The following is a 16,337-nucleotide window of genomic DNA, read 5'->3' as shown; positions in this document are numbered from 1 at the left end:
TGATTATCCTTTGACAGCGCCTGCGGTCAGGCCGCTGACGATTTGGCGTTGGAAGAAGAGAACAAGGAAGAACAGGGGCACAATGGCACTGACGACCGCGGACACCGCGAACATCACATTGCCCTGCTCGCGCACCGTTCCAAGGAAACTTGCGATACGCGGCACCATGGTCTGGTTCTCGGAACTCAGAAGCATCGAGGTTACGGCGAAGTCGTTGTAGGCAAGCAGGAAACTGAACAGGCCGGTGGTAATCACACCTGGCCACATGACCGGAACGATGACATGCCAAAAGGCCTGAAAACGGGTGCAGCCGTCAACCAGTGCGCTTTCATCCAGTTCCTGCGGGATGTTGAGAAAAAAGGAATGCAGCATCCAGAGGGTGAAGGGCTGGTTGATGGCCACCAGGACAATGATCGTGGTGCTGAGACGTCCCCAGAGATTCCACTCAAAGAAGGGAAGCAGGTAACCTGAGACCAGGGTGATGTGGGGCATTGCCCGAAAGATCAGCGCGGCAATCAGGATAATGAACGCATAGCGGTATCCCGAGCGGGCAAGAGCGTAGCCCCCGAGAGTGCCGAGCGTTAGCGAAATAATGACTGTGAAGACAACCACGACGGCAGTGTTCAGGGCATTTCGCCAGAATTCTTCCTGAACCCAGGCGCCCCAGTAACCGTTGCCGGTAAAAGGCTCACCGGTTTCGATTGTGGTCATCACCCCGTAAATCGCATTGCGCCAATCGGCCTTGGAGAAAAAGTCTCCCTGTACCTTGAACGAGCCCCACAAGGTCCACACAAATGGCCCGATAGCGATCAGAAGCCAAAAGACCACCATGCTGGTTGCAAACCAGCCGAACAATCCGTAATTGCCTTTTGCCATTGTGGACATTTTTCTCCCCACTCAAGTGCTCTTGCGGTGGAAATCGCGCCAGGTCCGGATCAACACGGGCGTCAGCAAGATGCAAACGGCAGTTATCGTGATCACCGAAGTGGCGGCGGCAGAGCCGTAGAGTTTGCTGTCTCCGAAAAGGTCGTTGAAGATGATCCAGCTCAGCGATGTGGCCTTTGCCGATGCCGAAAATCCGACGATGGGCTCAAACACGCGCAAACCGTCCATGAGCTGCATCAGCGTGATGAAAATAACCAGCGGCATCATGAAGGGTACAACGACATAGCGCACCTGCTGCCAGCGCGAAGCTCCATCAATCCTGGCGGCTTCAAGCGTTTCGTGCGGCACCGCCTGGAGCCCGGCGTAGAACACGACGAAGGCGAAGGGGGTGTTGTGCCAGACGCCGTAAACAAACAGCATGATCCACGTCAATGGTGCGGACGCCTTGAGTGAAAGATCGCCGTCTTGAAACAAAACCTGCAGCGTTGCCCCCAGAATGCCGTCGGCGTCGACCATCCAGAAAAGGATCAGGGAACCGATGAGCGGCGTGACGATCATCGGCAGGAGTGACGCGAAAATTGTCGGCCCCTTTGTGATCGGAGGCAGGCGATTCACACCCAGGGCGATAAACAGGCCGAGGATCAGAACCAGCGGCGTGACCACGATTGTATAACTCAGAGTAAAGAACAGCGCCTTGTAAAGCGGCAAGTTGTAGACACCTGCAACAAAGTCCTCCCAAGTCTCTGTCTTTGCCCAGATTTGCCCCACTTCCTCGAATGCCAAATGAGCTCGATTGGTGTAGGTTCCAAGGCCGTTGAAACGCCCGAGCGGGGCTTCTTCCTGCAGTCGCGCCGTGGTTTCGTTGTCCACCTGAAGAACTGTCTCGCACTTGAACGGGCCGCAGTTTTCAACTTCCTTCATGACCTGTTCGTGTTCAACAAACAGCGACTGGATTGCCACGGAGAAAATCGGCAAGGCGATGAACAGGACCATCGCTGCAAGTGCCGGCAGGATGAACCAGAAAAAGTATCGATGTGGCATGGTCGGCCCGCTATGAAACAGCGTGACGGCACGCGCGCCGTCACGCGTTTTCCGTTACTTCAAGAAGCCTTGCTCCGTCGCAGCCGTGACATAGGCAGCTTCGATATCGGCGAGAGCCTGTTCGGCGGTCTCATTTCCCTGAAGAAAGTCAGGCAATTCCTGGAAGAGTGCCTGATGCATCAAGCCCATGAAGGGAAGCATCGGATAAGGTTCTGCGCCGGCAGCAGCCGTCGCGGCAACGCCTTCCGCCGCCTTGCCTGGAACATAAGCGTCCATCAGCCAGACCGCACTGTCGTTGTTGGCTCGCACCATATCGTCCGAAATACCGTGTACCATCGCGATGAATGTGGCTTCGGCGTCTTCATCGCTGATGTTTTTTGCAATCGTGAAGCCGTCCCACCACAGCGTGGATGCGGGCGTGTTGCCACCGGCAACCGTCGGCGCGGCAAGCGGAACAGTTGCCGCGACAACCTCAGGCGTTGATCCCTCATCATCAAGCAATTGTCCGCCCGTCGAGCCCCAGAGTTGGGCGATGGCGATTTCTCCCGACTCCCACAATGGCGCCACGGTAGACGTGTTGTAGGTCAGAAAGTCCGGATTTGTGTACTCGGTCAACGCCTTGAGCATGTTGAGCGTTGCAGTGCCGGTCTCGTTGTTGATGGCGGGCTTTGCAGTTCCCGGTTCAAAGAATTTCCCGCCATGTCCCACATACATGTTCACGAACTCTTCGCCCAGGTTCCAGTCAGACTTGAAGAGCGCTGCAAACGGGTACTCCATGATGCCGGCTTCACGGATCGCCTTGGCGGTCGAAAGCACCTCTTCCCATGTCGTGGGGGCAGGCATGCCGATCTGGTCCAGGATATCCTGACGCACAAACAGGTGTTGCGCGTTGGCCATGAATGCCACGGCCATGACCTTTCCGTCTATCCGGATCAGCTGGTTGGGCTTCAGGCTTTGACCGTGTTTGGCAACGAGGTCGTCAAGCGGGCGTATGAGATCCTTGTTCAGGAGTGGAACGATCGAGGAATTCGCAACGATTTTGGACGTGTATTCGGCAGGATCGGCGCTCAGTGCCGCAACCGAGATTTCGTTGTGCTTTGCCGTGTGGTTCTTGTTGAACGTGATCCCGTCGCCGGCGCAGCTCTCGGCGGTAGAGACCACCGCGTGGAGCGCTGGAAAATCATTGGCCAGTACGCTGATGTTGCCACTCGATATCCCGCAATCGGCGTGTGCCATGCCGACGGTCAGAGACAGGGCGGCGACGGCCCCAAATATCCGAAATTTCCCCATGATGTCCTCCCAGGGTTTGCGTCACTTGAATTGACGCAGGTCGCTCGCATATTTTTGCATGCGTAGTCAAATTATTGGACAAAACATACAAAAACACAATAGCAATCTCCCAAACAATTCAAAACAGCGAGATCGAAAACTGCTCGACTGAAACGGATCTTTTTGCTCAATGGTTTATCTGATACCAAGTCAAAAACGCCCAAATACATTGAATAACGATAAAAATTGCTCCATCGCGTTGCCTTTGGTCAGGAGGAAAACCGCGTCGCGATCACTGCGGATTTGATCACATTAAACAGATAGATTGACATTTTGACTGCGCATGCAAAAAATGATGCAAACGGAAGCGGAGAATTTGGTATGTCGAACAACCCATTGGAAATTATCAAAGCTATGGAGGCCGCACTCGGCCGTGGCCAGACCGACTTGTCGGAGTTCTTTCACGATGATTTTGTCTGGAGCGCCAACAAGGGATGCGGCACAAAAAACGGTCTGGAGGCGTTTGAGCGAAATTGGTATGGACCCTGGCGGGCGATATTCGGAAACCAGGTATTCAAGACAGAAAGATATCTGGCAGACGGGGACTGGGCTGCCTGTTTTGGCGCCTGCCATGCCACGCATGACGGACCGTTTATGGGTCTTGCTCCAACAGGCAAATCCGTGCGCATTCCCTATATTGACTTTTGGCGATTTGCCGATGGAAAGATCATTGAAAACCGCGTAAGCGTGGACTTTGCGGATGTGCTGGCGCAACTGGGCACAGATGTCTTCAACGGTCATGGCTGGGAGGCCTTTGATACAGGGGCCAGGATCCCACCGGGAGCGTCGTGAAGGAATTCAGATGGGCGAAAAAATCACCTCGTATATGGTGGCGAAAAGGGCAGGGGTCAGCCAGTCGGCCGTAAGCAGGGTTTTCAAGCCAGGTTCCTCCGTTTCTGAAAAAACCGCGCGCAAGGTTCGCAAGGCGGCGGAGGAACTGGGATATCGACCGAATACCCTCGCACGTGCAATGGCGTCGGGGCGAAGCCGCATTATTGGTCTGGTCGTCGCTTATTTTGAAAACCAGTTTTACCCGGAGGCCATTGAAAAACTGGCCAATACACTGCAAGCAAACGACTACCACGTGCTCATGTTCATGTCCTGGGACGAAACGGAAGCACCCGAGACGGTGATCAACGACCTGCTGGACTACCAGGTCGACGGAATCATTGCCGCTTCTGTCGGTGTGACAGATGTTTTGACCAAAAGATGCGAAGCTGCCGGTATTCCCGTCATGCTGTTCAACCGGCATCAAAACGACGACAAATTGTCCGCTGTGACGTCGGACAACTTTACCGGAGGCCGCAAACTTGCCGAGTTTCTGGTGCGCGGCGGGCATGAACGGATTGCGCATGTTGCGGGATGGGACGGTGCATCGACGCAGCGCGACCGCGAGGCAGGATTTCTGTCGGGACTGGCTGCCCATGGAATGACCCTGTTCGCAAGAAGCTGCGGCAATTTCCACCGTGATCAGGCGCAGGAAGCGGCGCGTGTGCTGTTGCGGGCCGAAGTACGCCCCGATGCAATCTTCGTATCCAACGACCACATGGCATTTGCCGTGATGGACGTCATTCGCTCTGAATTCAAACTGCGAATTCCGGAAGACATCTCGATTGTCGGCTACGACGACGTCGCAATGTCGGAGTGGCCGTGTTTCGATCTGACCACTGTGCGACAACCCACCAATCGCATGGCCGAAGAGACCGTGCGTATTCTATTGCAGATGATCGAAAACGAGGAATCGTTACCTTGCCGTATTGCGCTCGATGGACCGCTGGTTGTTCGCGGGTCCGCGCGCCTACCTGTCGATGAGTGATTGCACACGGCCATCGCCACCTTCCAAGATGCATCTGTCTTGCCTCGGTGCGGCGCTGTGCTTCCAAAACAATTGGCCACCGGTAAGAATAGCGATCGGAAATACCCGTTTTCACCACGGAGGATAATGTGCCGCGATTTGCTGCGGCCAGGGAATCCGGCTTCGAAGCTGTAGAGTTTCTGTTTCCCTACGACTTTTCAGCCGATGAGGTGGGAAACGCGGTGCAAGAAAACGGCCTCGTCATATCCGTTTTCAATCTTCATCCGGGAAACTGGAGCGGAGGCGACAGGTGCATGGCAGCTTCATGTCATGGCGGGAATAGCGGATCGTGTTGCCGAAACGGAGCAGGTCCATATCGACAACATCCACCACGCGGCCGATCGCTTGTCACCCAAAGGCATTCAGTCGATGACGAACTGCTCAGACCGGATCGATCAAATTCAAATTGCCGGCGTTCCGGATCGTCACGAGCCGGATTCGGGTGAACTGAACTACTCCGAGATCTTTCGGCACATGGACGAGATCGGGTATGGAGGCTGGGTCGGTTGCAAATACACTCCGTGAAACGGAACCCGAGATGGCCTCGACTGGTTTAGGCAGGCAACGCGCATATAAGGTCCGGAACCTCCAGGCTGCTGCGCTTTGTTCAGACCACCGACTTTTCCCTGCTTGCAGTGCACCTCCAATATCACGTCTCCCGGATTGAACCGGGTTCTTGCCGTGCATGCGTGCGTGATTGCGAATGCAGGAGCATTGCGGAGTTCATGCGGGAGCAATCTCCACCAGGCAGGAATGCGCAGAAGGACCCTGTGCAAGACTGGACGTGCCGATATCGGGTGTAAGCACGTTCGGGTTACCGCCTTTGCATGTCCCGTTTTCGTCAGGGTCATACCAGGCACCGGTGTTGATCTGAACCACGCCTGGACGAATGTCATCGTCCAGAACCGCTGCCGCCCTGCATGTGCCGCGCTCGTTGAAGATCTTTACGCGTTGCCTGTTGGATATTCCCCGGGCAGCCGCATCCGCAGGGCAGATATGCACTGGTTCGCAACCGTCAATTTTTGCGGCCTGACTGACCGGCCCGTGATCAAGCTGCGAATGCAATTTCGTTTGGGGTTGAACGCAGATCAGGTGCAATGGATAGCGTTCCTTATCAGGACTTCCCAACCATTCATCCGGCGGTAGCCACGCTGCATGACCCGGACAGTCGCGATAACCGAAAGCGGCAACCTTTTCGGAAAAAAGTTCGATACGACCCGAAGGTGTTTTCAGCGGAGCAGTTTCGGACGATTTTCGAAAGGCTTCGAGCATTACCGTTGGCTCGTCGGGCATGTCAATCTTGTGCCAACCGGCGCTTTTCAAGTCGTCGAGTGTGGGGAGTTCGAGCCCCGCCCGGGCAAACCTTTGTCGCGAACTGTCATAAATCCATGTGACCCACTCCTCGGCAGTCTTCCCCTCTGTGAATTCGAGCTCCAGGCCCATTTTCCGCGCAATTGCGGAAAATATCGAATAGTCGTCGCGCGCATTCCCCGTGGGCTGGATGGCCTGTTGCATGGACACGACATAGGCATCGCGCGGAGACAGGGCCAAATCAGCTCTTTCCAGGTGTGTTGTGCAGGGAAGGACGATGTCGGAGAAGCGGGCGGTCGACGTCCAGCACCAGTCATGCGTTATGATCGTTTCAGGCACCTGCCACGCCCGGTCCAGGCGGTTCAGATCCTGGTGATGATGAAACGGATTGCCGCCAGCCCAGTAAACCAGCCGGATGTCCGGATAGGTGTGTGTTTCTCCGTCATAGGTGAAGGTTGATCCCGGATTCAAAAGCATGTCGGCTATGCGCGCGACAGGAATAAAGCCGGAGACCGGATTTTCACCCTGGGGAAGACTTGCATAAGGCAGGCGTTGATACTGGGCGCCTATCCCGTTTGTGGCGCTGTATCCAAAACCGATGCCGCCGCCCGGCAATCCGATCTGCCCCAGCATCGCGGCAACGGTTATCCCGGCCCAGAACGGCTGCTCGCCGTATTGTTGACGGGTCAGCGACCAGCTCACAGAGATCTTGCAACGTTTTGCTGCCATCTTGCGAGCAAGGCTTCGAATGTCTTCAGAGGCGATCTGACAGATGCCGGCTGCCCAATCAGGTGTTTTGGCGACACCGTCAATCCGGCCCTGAAGATACTGCTCAACTTTTTCAATGCCGACTGTAAACCGTTCCAGAAATTTCCGATCGGCCAAATCCTCTTCCAGCAGGACATAGGCAAGAGCAAGCATAAGCGCCGTGTCTGTGCATGGGCGAATGTCGAGCCATTCGGCATTGACCTCTGCGGGCATGGATGCCCGCGTGGGACTGACATTTACAAAAGACGTGCCGTTGCGGGCGGCTTCCAGAATGCCGGTGCGCTGACCATGTTCACCGACACCCCCATTGTCTATCTGGCCGTTCTTGACCGGCACACCGCCAAACGCGACAAACAGTTCGGTATTTCCAGACACTGAACTCCAGCTGGTCGTTGAATTCACAAAGGTCTTGAAGTCGCCGAGCACATGAGGGATCGCGACTTCGGCCGCGGCGTAACTGTAGGTGTTCACGGAGCGGGTATAGCCACCTATGCAATTCAGGAACCGATGGATCTGGCTTTGCGCGTGGTGGAACCTGCCTGCGGATGCCCAACCATAAGATCCTCCGTAGATAGCGCTGTTTCCAAAAGTACGGCGTACGCGATTGAGCTCGTCCGCAACAAGACTTTCGGCTTCATCCCAACTTACCGCTTCGAAAGTGTCCCGTCCTCGTTCCCCGTCTGCCGATTTCGACGTGCCGTTTCGCCAGCCTCGCCGGACCATGGGAGTGCGAATTCTCTTGTCATCATCAATCGTCGCCGCAATTCCATGTCCGATCGGCGAGGGGTCAGGATCGCGTTCGAACGGATGCAGGGCAACGACCCGTCCGTCGGAAACCTCCACGCGGTAGGTACCCCAGTGGGTGCTGGTAAGCGCCATATCCTTCTCGGGCATAGAATTGTTCTCTCAATTCAGGACGCTTGGCAACCAGGTTGCGGACCCCGGCAGAAAGATCAGGATCAGGCCGAAGACAATGCCGACAAGGATGAACAGGGGCACCTCCCGGAATGCTTTTTCGGGGCTTTCCCGCACGACCCCTGCGGCTGTGTAAACTCCGACACAAACCGGCGGCGTAATCATGCCGATACCGGCAAAAGCGACGAAAACGACGTAGAGGTGCAAAACGTCCAGACCCAGTGACAATGCAAGGGCAGCGAAGATCGGCACCGTCAGGTAAAAGACAGGGACGATCTCAACGAATGTTCCCAGGATGAGGCAGATCATGGCTACTGCGAGCCAGAACATCATTGGCGTTCCACCGAGTTCCGTGAAGTAGGTGATGATCTTCTGCGGCGCCTGAGTGTAGGTCAGAACGACACTCAGGAAGGTTGCCATCGCTATGATGGCGAAAATCACCGCGGTAATCTTTGCCGTTTGTCTGAGGCACTCCATCAGGCCGCCGATCGTGAGTTCCCGATAGACGAAAAACCCGATGAACAATGCCCAAACCCCTGCCATGGCGGCAGATTCAGATGGTGTCAGCAACCCGGCATAGATGCCACCCAGAATGATTACCGGAGAAAAAAGGGCCGGAATCGAGGCGAAGAAGGCGTTCAACTTTTCGGATCCGCTGGAGCGTACCGGATTTCGCAAGTGCCGGCACTTCCACATGACCACCGCTGACATGAGCACAAGGAGAATGAGACCAGGTATCATGCCGGCCGCAAACGTCCGGTCGACGGGAACATCCGTAAGCGCACTGAACAGAATTGCCGCGTTCGAAGGTGGAATGAGGGACTCCAGCAGAGCTGCGGAGGCAGCCAGCACAATAACAAACGGCTTGGGATAGCCTTGCTCGATCATTTTGGGCATCATTATTGTGCCCACTGCCGTAATGGCTGCGAGAATGGAGCCACAGAAGGCGGCGAAGAAACCCATTGCGATCACCATCGCAATTCCAAGTCCGCCTGGCCAGTGACCGACAAGAGCGGTCGCAAATCCCACGAGACGCGCAGCGGCTCCGCCGCGCAACATTGCCATACCCGTGAATATGAACAGGGGAACGGCAATGAGCACATGCTTGGTCATGGAGCCGAATGCGACCTGGATGAGAGTGGACCAGGGCAGGTTCAATCCCCAGATAGCACTTGCCGAACTGCCCAGACCAAAAACCATGAAGATCGGAACCGAGAGGAACAGGAGGATGGTGGAGAAACCGATTGCCAACAGGTTCATGAGGGTTCTCCCGCCGTCTCGGCCCTTGTGCCGGCAAACAGTGCCCGTAGCGTCTCAAGGATCAGTTCCAGCGCGAAAAGCGCCAGCATGCCAAAGCCAACCGGGAAGGCGAGATACATCCACCAGATGGGAATTTCGATTTCGAGTTCCATCAACTGTCCGAGCCTGTGGAACAGGGCCACGGCCTCGTTGCCGGCGACAAGAAATATCAAAGCGCCGATAAATGTGAGCGTGTAGCAGAACAAATTCAGATACAGCGTTTTCCGTGCCGGAAGAAAGGTCGGAAGAAGATCGACCTTGATATGATCACCGGATCTCAGCAAAGGGCCCAAAAGCGGAAACACCAGCCAGGGCACAAGGGCAGGGGGCAGTTCTATCAGCCAATCGTAACCTGTGCCGGATATGTAGCGCGTTATTGCGCTGGCGGTGAGCGCCGTCACCATGATGGCGACAATAGTCATCCCCAAGTAGTTTGACAGACGCGCCAAGACGCCATTGACGCGACGCAGCGCCAGCAAGAGGCCATTCATACGATCTACCTGTCCATGATACTTTCAAGCAAACGGCGACTGTGTGGGCACAGTCGCCGTCATTGGGAGAAACAGTCTACTCGGAAACAAACTCCTGTGCTGCACCGAGCACTGAATCGTCAATCAGATCAACCATTGCAGGCACGACTTCGGCCGCCATCAAGGCGTCGAATTCAGCCTTTTTTTCACCCGACAGTTCCGTCACGACGCCGCCGCGTTCCTTGAACTGCGCGAGGGTTTCCTCACCGGTTTCAATGATCTTGTCGGTCGAGATCGCACCGACTTCCGCCCCGACTTCCTGAAGCAATTGCTGCAGGTCGGCAGGCAGACTGTTGTACCATTCGGTGTTTGCCATCAGATAGGCGTCAGAAAAATACTGGTACGGAAGCTGGGCATATCCCAGATACTCCCACCAGCTGTAGGCCCTGATGCTGCCGGGTGGGCTGTTGATGGTGTCGATCATCCCGGTCTGAAGTGCGGTATAGACTTCGCCGGTCGGCAGGGAGACCGTGTTGGCTCCGTATGCTTCCCACATTGGCCGTTCGCTTTTGATGAGCGCACGTGCCTTCAGCCCTTTCATTGCCTCAAGGCTGTCAAGTTCGTGGGCGCCGCTGAATGTCATGACCGGACCGACCGGATTGTACATCAGCAGCGTGGTGCCCGACTTTCCGGTTATGTCATTCCAGATTTCCTGTCCTGCTTCGGATTCCGCGAAGAACCGGCGTTGCTGGTCATAGGAATTGAACATGCCGGGAAAGGCGGCAACGTTGTAGTTCTTGTTGACCGGTGGAAAGCTGACGATTGGCACAATGCCACCGATTTCAACCGCACCGGACGTAATCGCGCCGAGTTGTTCGCGAATACCAAAGAGCTGTCCCGAAGGAAAAACCTCGATCTTCAAACGTCCATCGGCACGTTTGTTGACCTCGTCGGCAAACATCTGTGCGTGTATTGCACTGTGATGAGTGGGGCTCCAGTGGAAAGAAAGTCGTGCGGTGTGCTCTTGCGCAAAGGCGGATCCGGCGAAAAAACCGGCAGAAACGATAGCGCCTACCAGGATAGCTTTCGCACCTTTGTTTAGCTGCTTCATGGTGTCCTCCCTGACATCAGTACCCGTTCCAACTTTTCTCTTTGGTTTGCAGTTTCGGCCATCGGCAATTCACCGCTCGCAGTCCGGGTATCCCAGACAGGGTAAAGCCGTCGTCACTCATTTAGCGAATAGAATCATCAGTAAAACTCATTCGGTTTTGCTATGTGTTGTTCCGCCCGGTCCTGATTGAAGATTGCGGCCCCGGCACCCTGGAAAGTGCCGGGAAGTTGCCGATTTGATCGGCAGACAGAGGCCCTCAAGGAGCTGCCTGACGGCAAGATCATGACCTGACCATCTCGACGAGCCTGTGGACCTCCTGCTCGCCGGAGAGATGCATGAGTTCAACCGGGCCCCTTGCGAACGTGAATGCCTTGCGGGCGCCGTTGTCTATGGCTTCAGGGGTGGCAACCCGCTCCTCCAGCTCTTCGAGCACGGCCAGAAAAACCGCGCCTTTCAAACGATCTCCAATTCGCCTGACCGTATTTTCGTCCAGTGGTGCGTTTGCAGAGCTCATATCCCAGTATCCGTCGGCATCACCCAATCTCTGCAAGCTGTCTGCGGGTGCATAAAACTCTCCCAGTTCGGCAAGGTTGCGAACCGCGGCAAGATTTATCCGCGGCTTGACGATGTTCATGACCGCAAACGGTCCAATGCCAACGCCGAACTCCTCCATGGCGATTTCGTCGATCTGGGCCGAGGTTCCAAGGCCGTCGTCAACGCATCGGGCTGCTTCGTTGGTATAGGGGCAAAAGAAACGGTTGAGCGCAAACCCTGCGTGGTCACGGCACTCAATAGGTTCCTTGCCGGTGGATTTCAGATAATCGAGAACGGCAAGGATCGTCGTGTCCGCTGTCTTCGTCCCGCGTACGACCTCCACAACGGGATTGACCTCCGCAGGGCTAAAGAAATGCATGCCGCAAAGCCGCTCCGGAGCCACGAGACCAGCTCCGATTTCACTTACCTTCAATGCGCTGGTATTTGTCGCAAGCGTGGTATCGGGACCAACGGCCCTTTCAAGGTCCTTGAAAACCTGCCGTTTCAGCGCGAGATCCTCAAAGACTGCTTCAATGCAGAGTTCGGCCTTGCTGACTTCTTCCAGGTTTTCAGCAAACAAACAACGTTCCTGGGCAAGCGATGCCGCATCTGCACTCATCTTTTCCTTTTCGACCTGTCGCGAGAAGAATCTCTTCATTTTCGATAGAGACCGTTCCAGTGCAGGACGTGATGCGTCGACGAGAATGACGTTCAACCCGGTCCGCAGGGCTGAGAGCGCAATACCCGTTCCCATCGTTCCGGCACCAACAACCGCAACGGTTTCGATTTTTGTCATGCTGAGTGCTCCGCGTTTTCGACAATTACGGCAATGCCCTGACCTCCGCCGATGCACATCGTGGCAAGACCGAAGCGGCCCGCGGTCCGCCGCAGCTCGAAGACAAGTTTGATCAGAATGATTGCGCCGGAAGCGCCAACCGGATGTCCCAACGCGATCGCCCCTCCATTCGGGTTGGTGATCTCTTCCGGGAACCCGAGTTTTTCGGCCACAGCACAGGCCTGCGCCGCGAAGGCTTCGTTGGATTCGATTACCGACAGGTCGCCAATGCCCAGACCGGCGCGGTCGAGCGCCTCTGTCACGGCAGGCACCGGCCCAAGACCCATTACCTCGGGTGCCACGCCGCCCAGCGCAGCGGACCGGATGAAGGCAAGTTGCGGCAGTTTGAACCTGTCGGACGCTTCGCGAGACGCGAGCACCAGGGCGGCGGCACCATCATTGATGCCGGATGCGTTGCCAGCTGTCACGCTGCCTTCGCGCGCGAACGCGGGCCGCAGGTTCCGGAGGTCTTCCGCCGAAATATCGGATCTGACGTGTTCGTCGATTTCAAAGACAGTTTCCCTTCGGCCCCTTTTCACAGCGAACGGCAATATCTGATCTTTGAAATGTCCTGCCTCTATCGCTGCGGCGGCCCGTTTATGGCTGCGCAGCGCGAGTGCATCCTGGGTGTCTCTGTCAATTCGTTCGCCGACGGCAATGTTCTCCGCTGTGACGCCCATGTGCCCGTTGCCGAACGGATCCGACAACGCCCCAACCATCATGTCGGTTGCCGAGATGTCTCCCATTTTTTGTCCAAAGCGGGACGGGCTGATCAGGTGTCCGGCACGGCTCATGTTTTCAGCGCCACCTGCGAGCGCTACCTCGGCATTGCCGAGCGCAATTGCTTCTGCTGCCGTCACAACGGCCTGCAACCCGCTGCCGCACAAGCGGTTCAGCGTGAGAGCAGGGGACGTAACCGGCATGCCTGCACCGATTGAAGCAACGCGCGCAAGATACATGTCCCGCGGTTCCGTGTGGATGACATTGCCGAAAACGGCCTGCTGAACCGCATCTGGTGTTATTCCCGCACGGCTGATTGCCTCGGCGGCAACGGCCCGGGCAAGATCGCAAGGTGTTGTACCTGCCAGGGCGCCTCCGAAGCTACCAATGGCAGTGCGAACGCCGGATGCTATGACGACGTTTTCGAGCACGATAAGTCCCTCTGAGAGTGAAGTTGAGTTGCATGCCGCCGGCTCGCCGGCTGGCGCGATGTCAGTCTATGGTTTCAATCGGCCCATTCGCGGCTATCCAGGCAGTGAACCCGCCGTCAACATGTGCAACCGGGGACAGGCCCATCGTCATTGCTGTTTTTGCGCTCAGTGCCGATCGCCAGCCGCTTGCGCAGTAGAAGACGTATGTTTTGTCCTGATTGAATATCTCCTTGTGATACGGGCTTTCAGGATCGATCCAGAATTCCAGCATGCCGCGCGGACAGGAAAATGCGCCCGGCACCTTGCCGGTCCGATTGATCTCGCGAATATCCCGCAAATCGACGAAGACGTGATCATCCCTATCTGAAAGCCGGACAGCTTCATCAAGTGGCAGGGTCGTAACTTCTTTCCGGGCCTCTTCGAGCAGGTGCTTGATCCCGACGGTAATCGACTGGGCCATCGCGCTGGTCTCCTTCGTGCAGACATGCAGTGTTCGAAATTTTTTTGACAGCGGCTGAAAGAGCGTCTCCAACCGGGTGGACGGGTCAGCCGGGTCGGTGCAGCACCGGGACAGCAGCAGGTGTGCCCACGCTGGTGCTGCCATGAAGTTCAACCGTCTTCGTTCTCATTGTTCAAATCGAAAGGTGGAGTTTCGGCTTCCAGAACGGGCGGAACAGTTCGATCTTGGGGCAGCGGTTCATCACCACCTTCATTCCGGCTTCCTCCGCCAGCCTGGCGGCTTCGTCGTCGCGGACACCAATCTGGCCCCAGAGGACTTTCGCACCAATGGCGACGGCATCACGTGCAATTCCCAAAAGGTCTTCCGAACGCCGGAACACTTCGACCATATCCACAGGACGGTCAATCGACTGGAGTGTAGGGTAGACACGGATGCCCCGGATTTCCGTGAGGCCTGCACGCGGGTTCACCGGGATCATGTCATATCCGGTTTCGTGCAAAACCCTCAAAACGCCATAGCTGAACTTGGTCTTGTCCGGACTCGCGCCGACCATGGCGATCGTCTTGACGGATTTCAGAATCCCCTGAAGGTAGGCTTCTGTGTAGGGTTCGTCGTGGTTCATGTGTTTTCCTTCATGGGCGCCGCAATGTCTGCCTTCAATTCATGATCAGCCAACGGGTCGAGGAAGGGATTGCGATAAAGTTTGCCATGACTGTCGACGCCTATCTCGAGGCAACAGTCGCTCAGCGGTCGTGCAACACACAAGATGATGTAGCCGTCATTTATCTGGCGGTTGTTCAAGGCAACCTGCGCCGATTGATTGACCGAGCCGCTCATCAGTCTGGCGGCGCAGGTGATGCATCCGCCATACTTGCAGCCATATGGCAGGTCGACGCCTTGCTCGCTCAAGGATGCCAGCAGGGTTTTGCGAGGATCGACCTCAAATGTCTGGCCTTGCCGGTTGGCCAGCGTGACGGTGACCTTGGTCATATCCAGATATCACTTGTACAGTCGCCGCCCGGGTAGCGCGTTTCATGACACCGGCTCGGGCCATTCGGTTCCTTGCCGAAGTCGACCACAAAGTCCGGATCGATTTCCATCCCTCCGTTTTCCGTGTCGCAATTGACCATCAGCATGCAACCGCCATTGGTCCGGATCTCCGGGTAGAACTGATTGTCCCAGGTCGAAAAGAGGGACGTGGTCACAAATAGCCGTTTCCCGTCCAGACTGAGTTGGATCATCTGCGGACCACCGGTTACCTTGACGCCGTTGACTTCCGGAGCTTTTCCAAGCAATCCGCCCATCCAGACCTGTCCCGTCAAAACCGGCTTGTGCGGATCGGAAATGTCATATTGCCTTATGTCTCCATGGAGCCAGTTGCACAGGTAGAGAAACCGGTCGTCCATGGATAGAAGAATGACCGAGATTACGCCCGGGATCGGGATCGGCCAGTCCGGATGCGGCTCGTTGTCAACGTCGACGATTTTTTCCCACTGCCATTCTCCGGCCGTGTCTTTCCACCAGTGGATGATATTGGCGGACAGGGCAGCGCCGACGAAACCATGGCTGCTGTCGGGATTGTGGTGAAAGCGAACTTCAAGAGGAATGAGACCGTCTTCCCCGAGATACATGGTTTGCCTTGGTTCCTTCTTCTCGAAGTCCCAGAAATGCAATTCGCGGCCATACTTGAGATGTCCGACCTCCTCCAGGTCAAATCCCGGCATGAAGGTGTTTGGGGCGGCCCATTCGGATGAAACCATCACATTGTGCCGAGGCTGGTACCAGAAATCGTAACCGAACTTGATCTCGCCCATGGAGTTTTCCCACCGGCCGATGATGTTGAATTCCTTGTCCAGATGAAGATATCCACCAGGTGCATTGCCCTGGGCATCTCCCAGCATGGAGATAATGATTTCAGACCCGAGGCAGTGCACGGTGTGAGGCGCCGACAGATTGGTCGTGGCTTTGATCTCGGACCCTTCGATAACCTTGAAGAGGGTCGGATTGCGCGGATCCGTGCCGCAGTCGACGATGTGCAGATTTGTTGACCGGACACCGGGCACGATCAGATACTTGCGTTCCATGTTTTCATCGTCATGGCAAGAAGAGCAGGCGTTCCAGCCCATGTGGTGCAACTCATCGCCAATGCCGGGCATCTCCAGCCGACTGATCACCTGCGAATAGGTCGGACTCTCAGGGTCGGCGTCGATCGTACACAGATAGTCCGGTTTCTGGATGCCGGTGCCCGTGTAAATCGCGATCGTATAGAGAAGTTTTTCACGTGGGGCCTGCATCGCTTCAGCGGGACTCGCATAGCCTGGTCCGCAACATGCTTTCGCCATTCGTCAATTACTCCCGCCATTTGTTATGATG

At 56.0% G+C, this 16,337-nt stretch carries 16 protein-coding genes; 3 read left to right on the top strand and 13 right to left on the bottom strand.

The window, feature by feature from the left end:
• Positions 1-3: 3 nt before the first annotated feature.
• From LA5095_RS05655 to LA5095_RS05645, 3 genes are read right to left on the bottom strand one after another with little or no spacing between them, the layout of a single operon-like run.
• The gene (locus tag LA5095_RS05655; protein ID WP_208992574.1) at positions 4-885 is read right to left on the bottom strand and encodes a carbohydrate ABC transporter permease; all 882 of its coding nucleotides are present in this window, start codon (positions 883-885) and stop codon (positions 4-6) included.
• Positions 886-897: 12 nt separating this feature from the next.
• On the bottom strand, positions 898-1,926 hold the full coding sequence (locus tag LA5095_RS05650; RefSeq protein ID WP_055112937.1) for a carbohydrate ABC transporter permease: 1,029 nt from the start codon (positions 1,924-1,926) through the stop codon (positions 898-900).
• Between the two features lie 54 nt (positions 1,927-1,980).
• Positions 1,981-3,216, bottom strand: coding sequence for an ABC transporter substrate-binding protein (locus LA5095_RS05645; protein ID WP_055112934.1), 1,236 nt, complete (start codon positions 3,214-3,216; stop codon positions 1,981-1,983).
• A 360-nt stretch (positions 3,217-3,576) separates the two neighbouring features.
• Here LA5095_RS05645 and LA5095_RS05640 point away from each other — a divergent pair, with 360 nt between their 5' ends.
• The 3 genes from LA5095_RS05640 (at position 3,577) to LA5095_RS05630 (ending at position 5,635) form a co-directional block, all read left to right on the top strand.
• Positions 3,577-4,047, top strand: coding sequence for an ester cyclase (locus LA5095_RS05640; protein WP_055114168.1), 471 nt, complete (start codon positions 3,577-3,579; stop codon positions 4,045-4,047).
• Between the two features lie 10 nt (positions 4,048-4,057).
• The gene (locus tag LA5095_RS05635) at positions 4,058-5,071 is read left to right on the top strand and encodes a LacI family DNA-binding transcriptional regulator (protein ID WP_055112932.1); all 1,014 of its coding nucleotides are present in this window, start codon (positions 4,058-4,060) and stop codon (positions 5,069-5,071) included.
• Between the two features lie 204 nt (positions 5,072-5,275).
• Positions 5,276-5,635 (top strand): TIM barrel protein, encoded by a 360-nt coding sequence (locus LA5095_RS05630; protein ID WP_055112930.1) that lies wholly within the window; start codon positions 5,276-5,278, stop codon positions 5,633-5,635.
• 198 nt (positions 5,636-5,833) lie between these two features.
• On the opposite strand, the gene LA5095_RS05625 is transcribed toward LA5095_RS05630, so the two are convergent.
• The 10 genes from LA5095_RS05625 to LA5095_RS05580 form a co-directional block, all read right to left on the bottom strand.
• Complete coding sequence (locus LA5095_RS05625; RefSeq protein ID WP_055112928.1) at positions 5,834-8,083, bottom strand: molybdopterin-dependent oxidoreductase; 2,250 nt, start codon at positions 8,081-8,083, stop codon at positions 5,834-5,836.
• A gap of 12 nt (positions 8,084-8,095) precedes the next feature.
• Positions 8,096-9,364 carry a TRAP transporter large permease gene (locus LA5095_RS05620; protein ID WP_055112926.1) on the bottom strand — a complete coding sequence of 423 codons (1,269 nt, stop codon included), beginning with the start codon at positions 9,362-9,364 and terminating at the stop codon, positions 8,096-8,098.
• Positions 9,361-9,894 (bottom strand): TRAP transporter small permease, encoded by a 534-nt coding sequence (locus tag LA5095_RS05615; RefSeq protein ID WP_055112924.1) that lies wholly within the window; start codon positions 9,892-9,894, stop codon positions 9,361-9,363. Before LA5095_RS05615 ends, LA5095_RS05620 begins: the two co-directional genes overlap by 4 nt.
• Positions 9,895-9,970: 76 nt before the next feature.
• A complete protein-coding gene (locus LA5095_RS05610) occupies positions 9,971-10,984 on the bottom strand; it encodes a TRAP transporter substrate-binding protein (protein WP_055112922.1) in 1,014 nt (337 codons plus the stop codon).
• 280 nt (positions 10,985-11,264) lie between these two features.
• Positions 11,265-12,314, bottom strand: a complete 1,050-nt coding sequence (locus LA5095_RS05605; protein WP_055112920.1) for a 3-hydroxyacyl-CoA dehydrogenase — start codon at positions 12,312-12,314, stop codon at positions 11,265-11,267.
• Positions 12,311-13,504 (bottom strand): beta-ketothiolase BktB, encoded by a 1,194-nt coding sequence (gene bktB / locus LA5095_RS05600; RefSeq protein ID WP_055112918.1) that lies wholly within the window; start codon positions 13,502-13,504, stop codon positions 12,311-12,313. The genes LA5095_RS05605 and bktB overlap by 4 nt, the downstream gene beginning before the upstream one ends.
• Positions 13,505-13,565: 61 nt before the next feature.
• A complete protein-coding gene (locus tag LA5095_RS05595) occupies positions 13,566-13,964 on the bottom strand; it encodes a rhodanese-like domain-containing protein (RefSeq protein WP_055114166.1) in 399 nt (132 codons plus the stop codon).
• 172 nt (positions 13,965-14,136) lie between these two features.
• On the bottom strand, positions 14,137-14,586 hold the full coding sequence (locus LA5095_RS05590) for a CoA-binding protein (protein ID WP_055112915.1): 450 nt from the start codon (positions 14,584-14,586) through the stop codon (positions 14,137-14,139).
• Entirely contained in the window at positions 14,583-14,954 is a 372-nt protein-coding gene (locus LA5095_RS05585; RefSeq protein WP_055112913.1) for a 2Fe-2S iron-sulfur cluster-binding protein, read from the bottom strand. The genes LA5095_RS05590 and LA5095_RS05585 overlap by 4 nt, the downstream gene beginning before the upstream one ends.
• Entirely contained in the window at positions 14,951-16,306 is a 1,356-nt protein-coding gene (locus LA5095_RS05580; protein ID WP_055112911.1) for a selenium-binding family protein, read from the bottom strand. Before LA5095_RS05580 ends, LA5095_RS05585 begins: the two co-directional genes overlap by 4 nt.
• Positions 16,307-16,337: the final 31 nt, after the last annotated feature.

Origin of the sequence: Roseibium album (assembly GCF_001404515.1) — a bacterium.
Taxonomy (GTDB): domain Bacteria; phylum Pseudomonadota; class Alphaproteobacteria; order Rhizobiales; family Stappiaceae; genus Roseibium; species Roseibium album.
The sequence above is the reverse complement of the archived record's forward strand: the minus strand, read 5'-3'. Positions and strand labels throughout refer to the sequence as shown.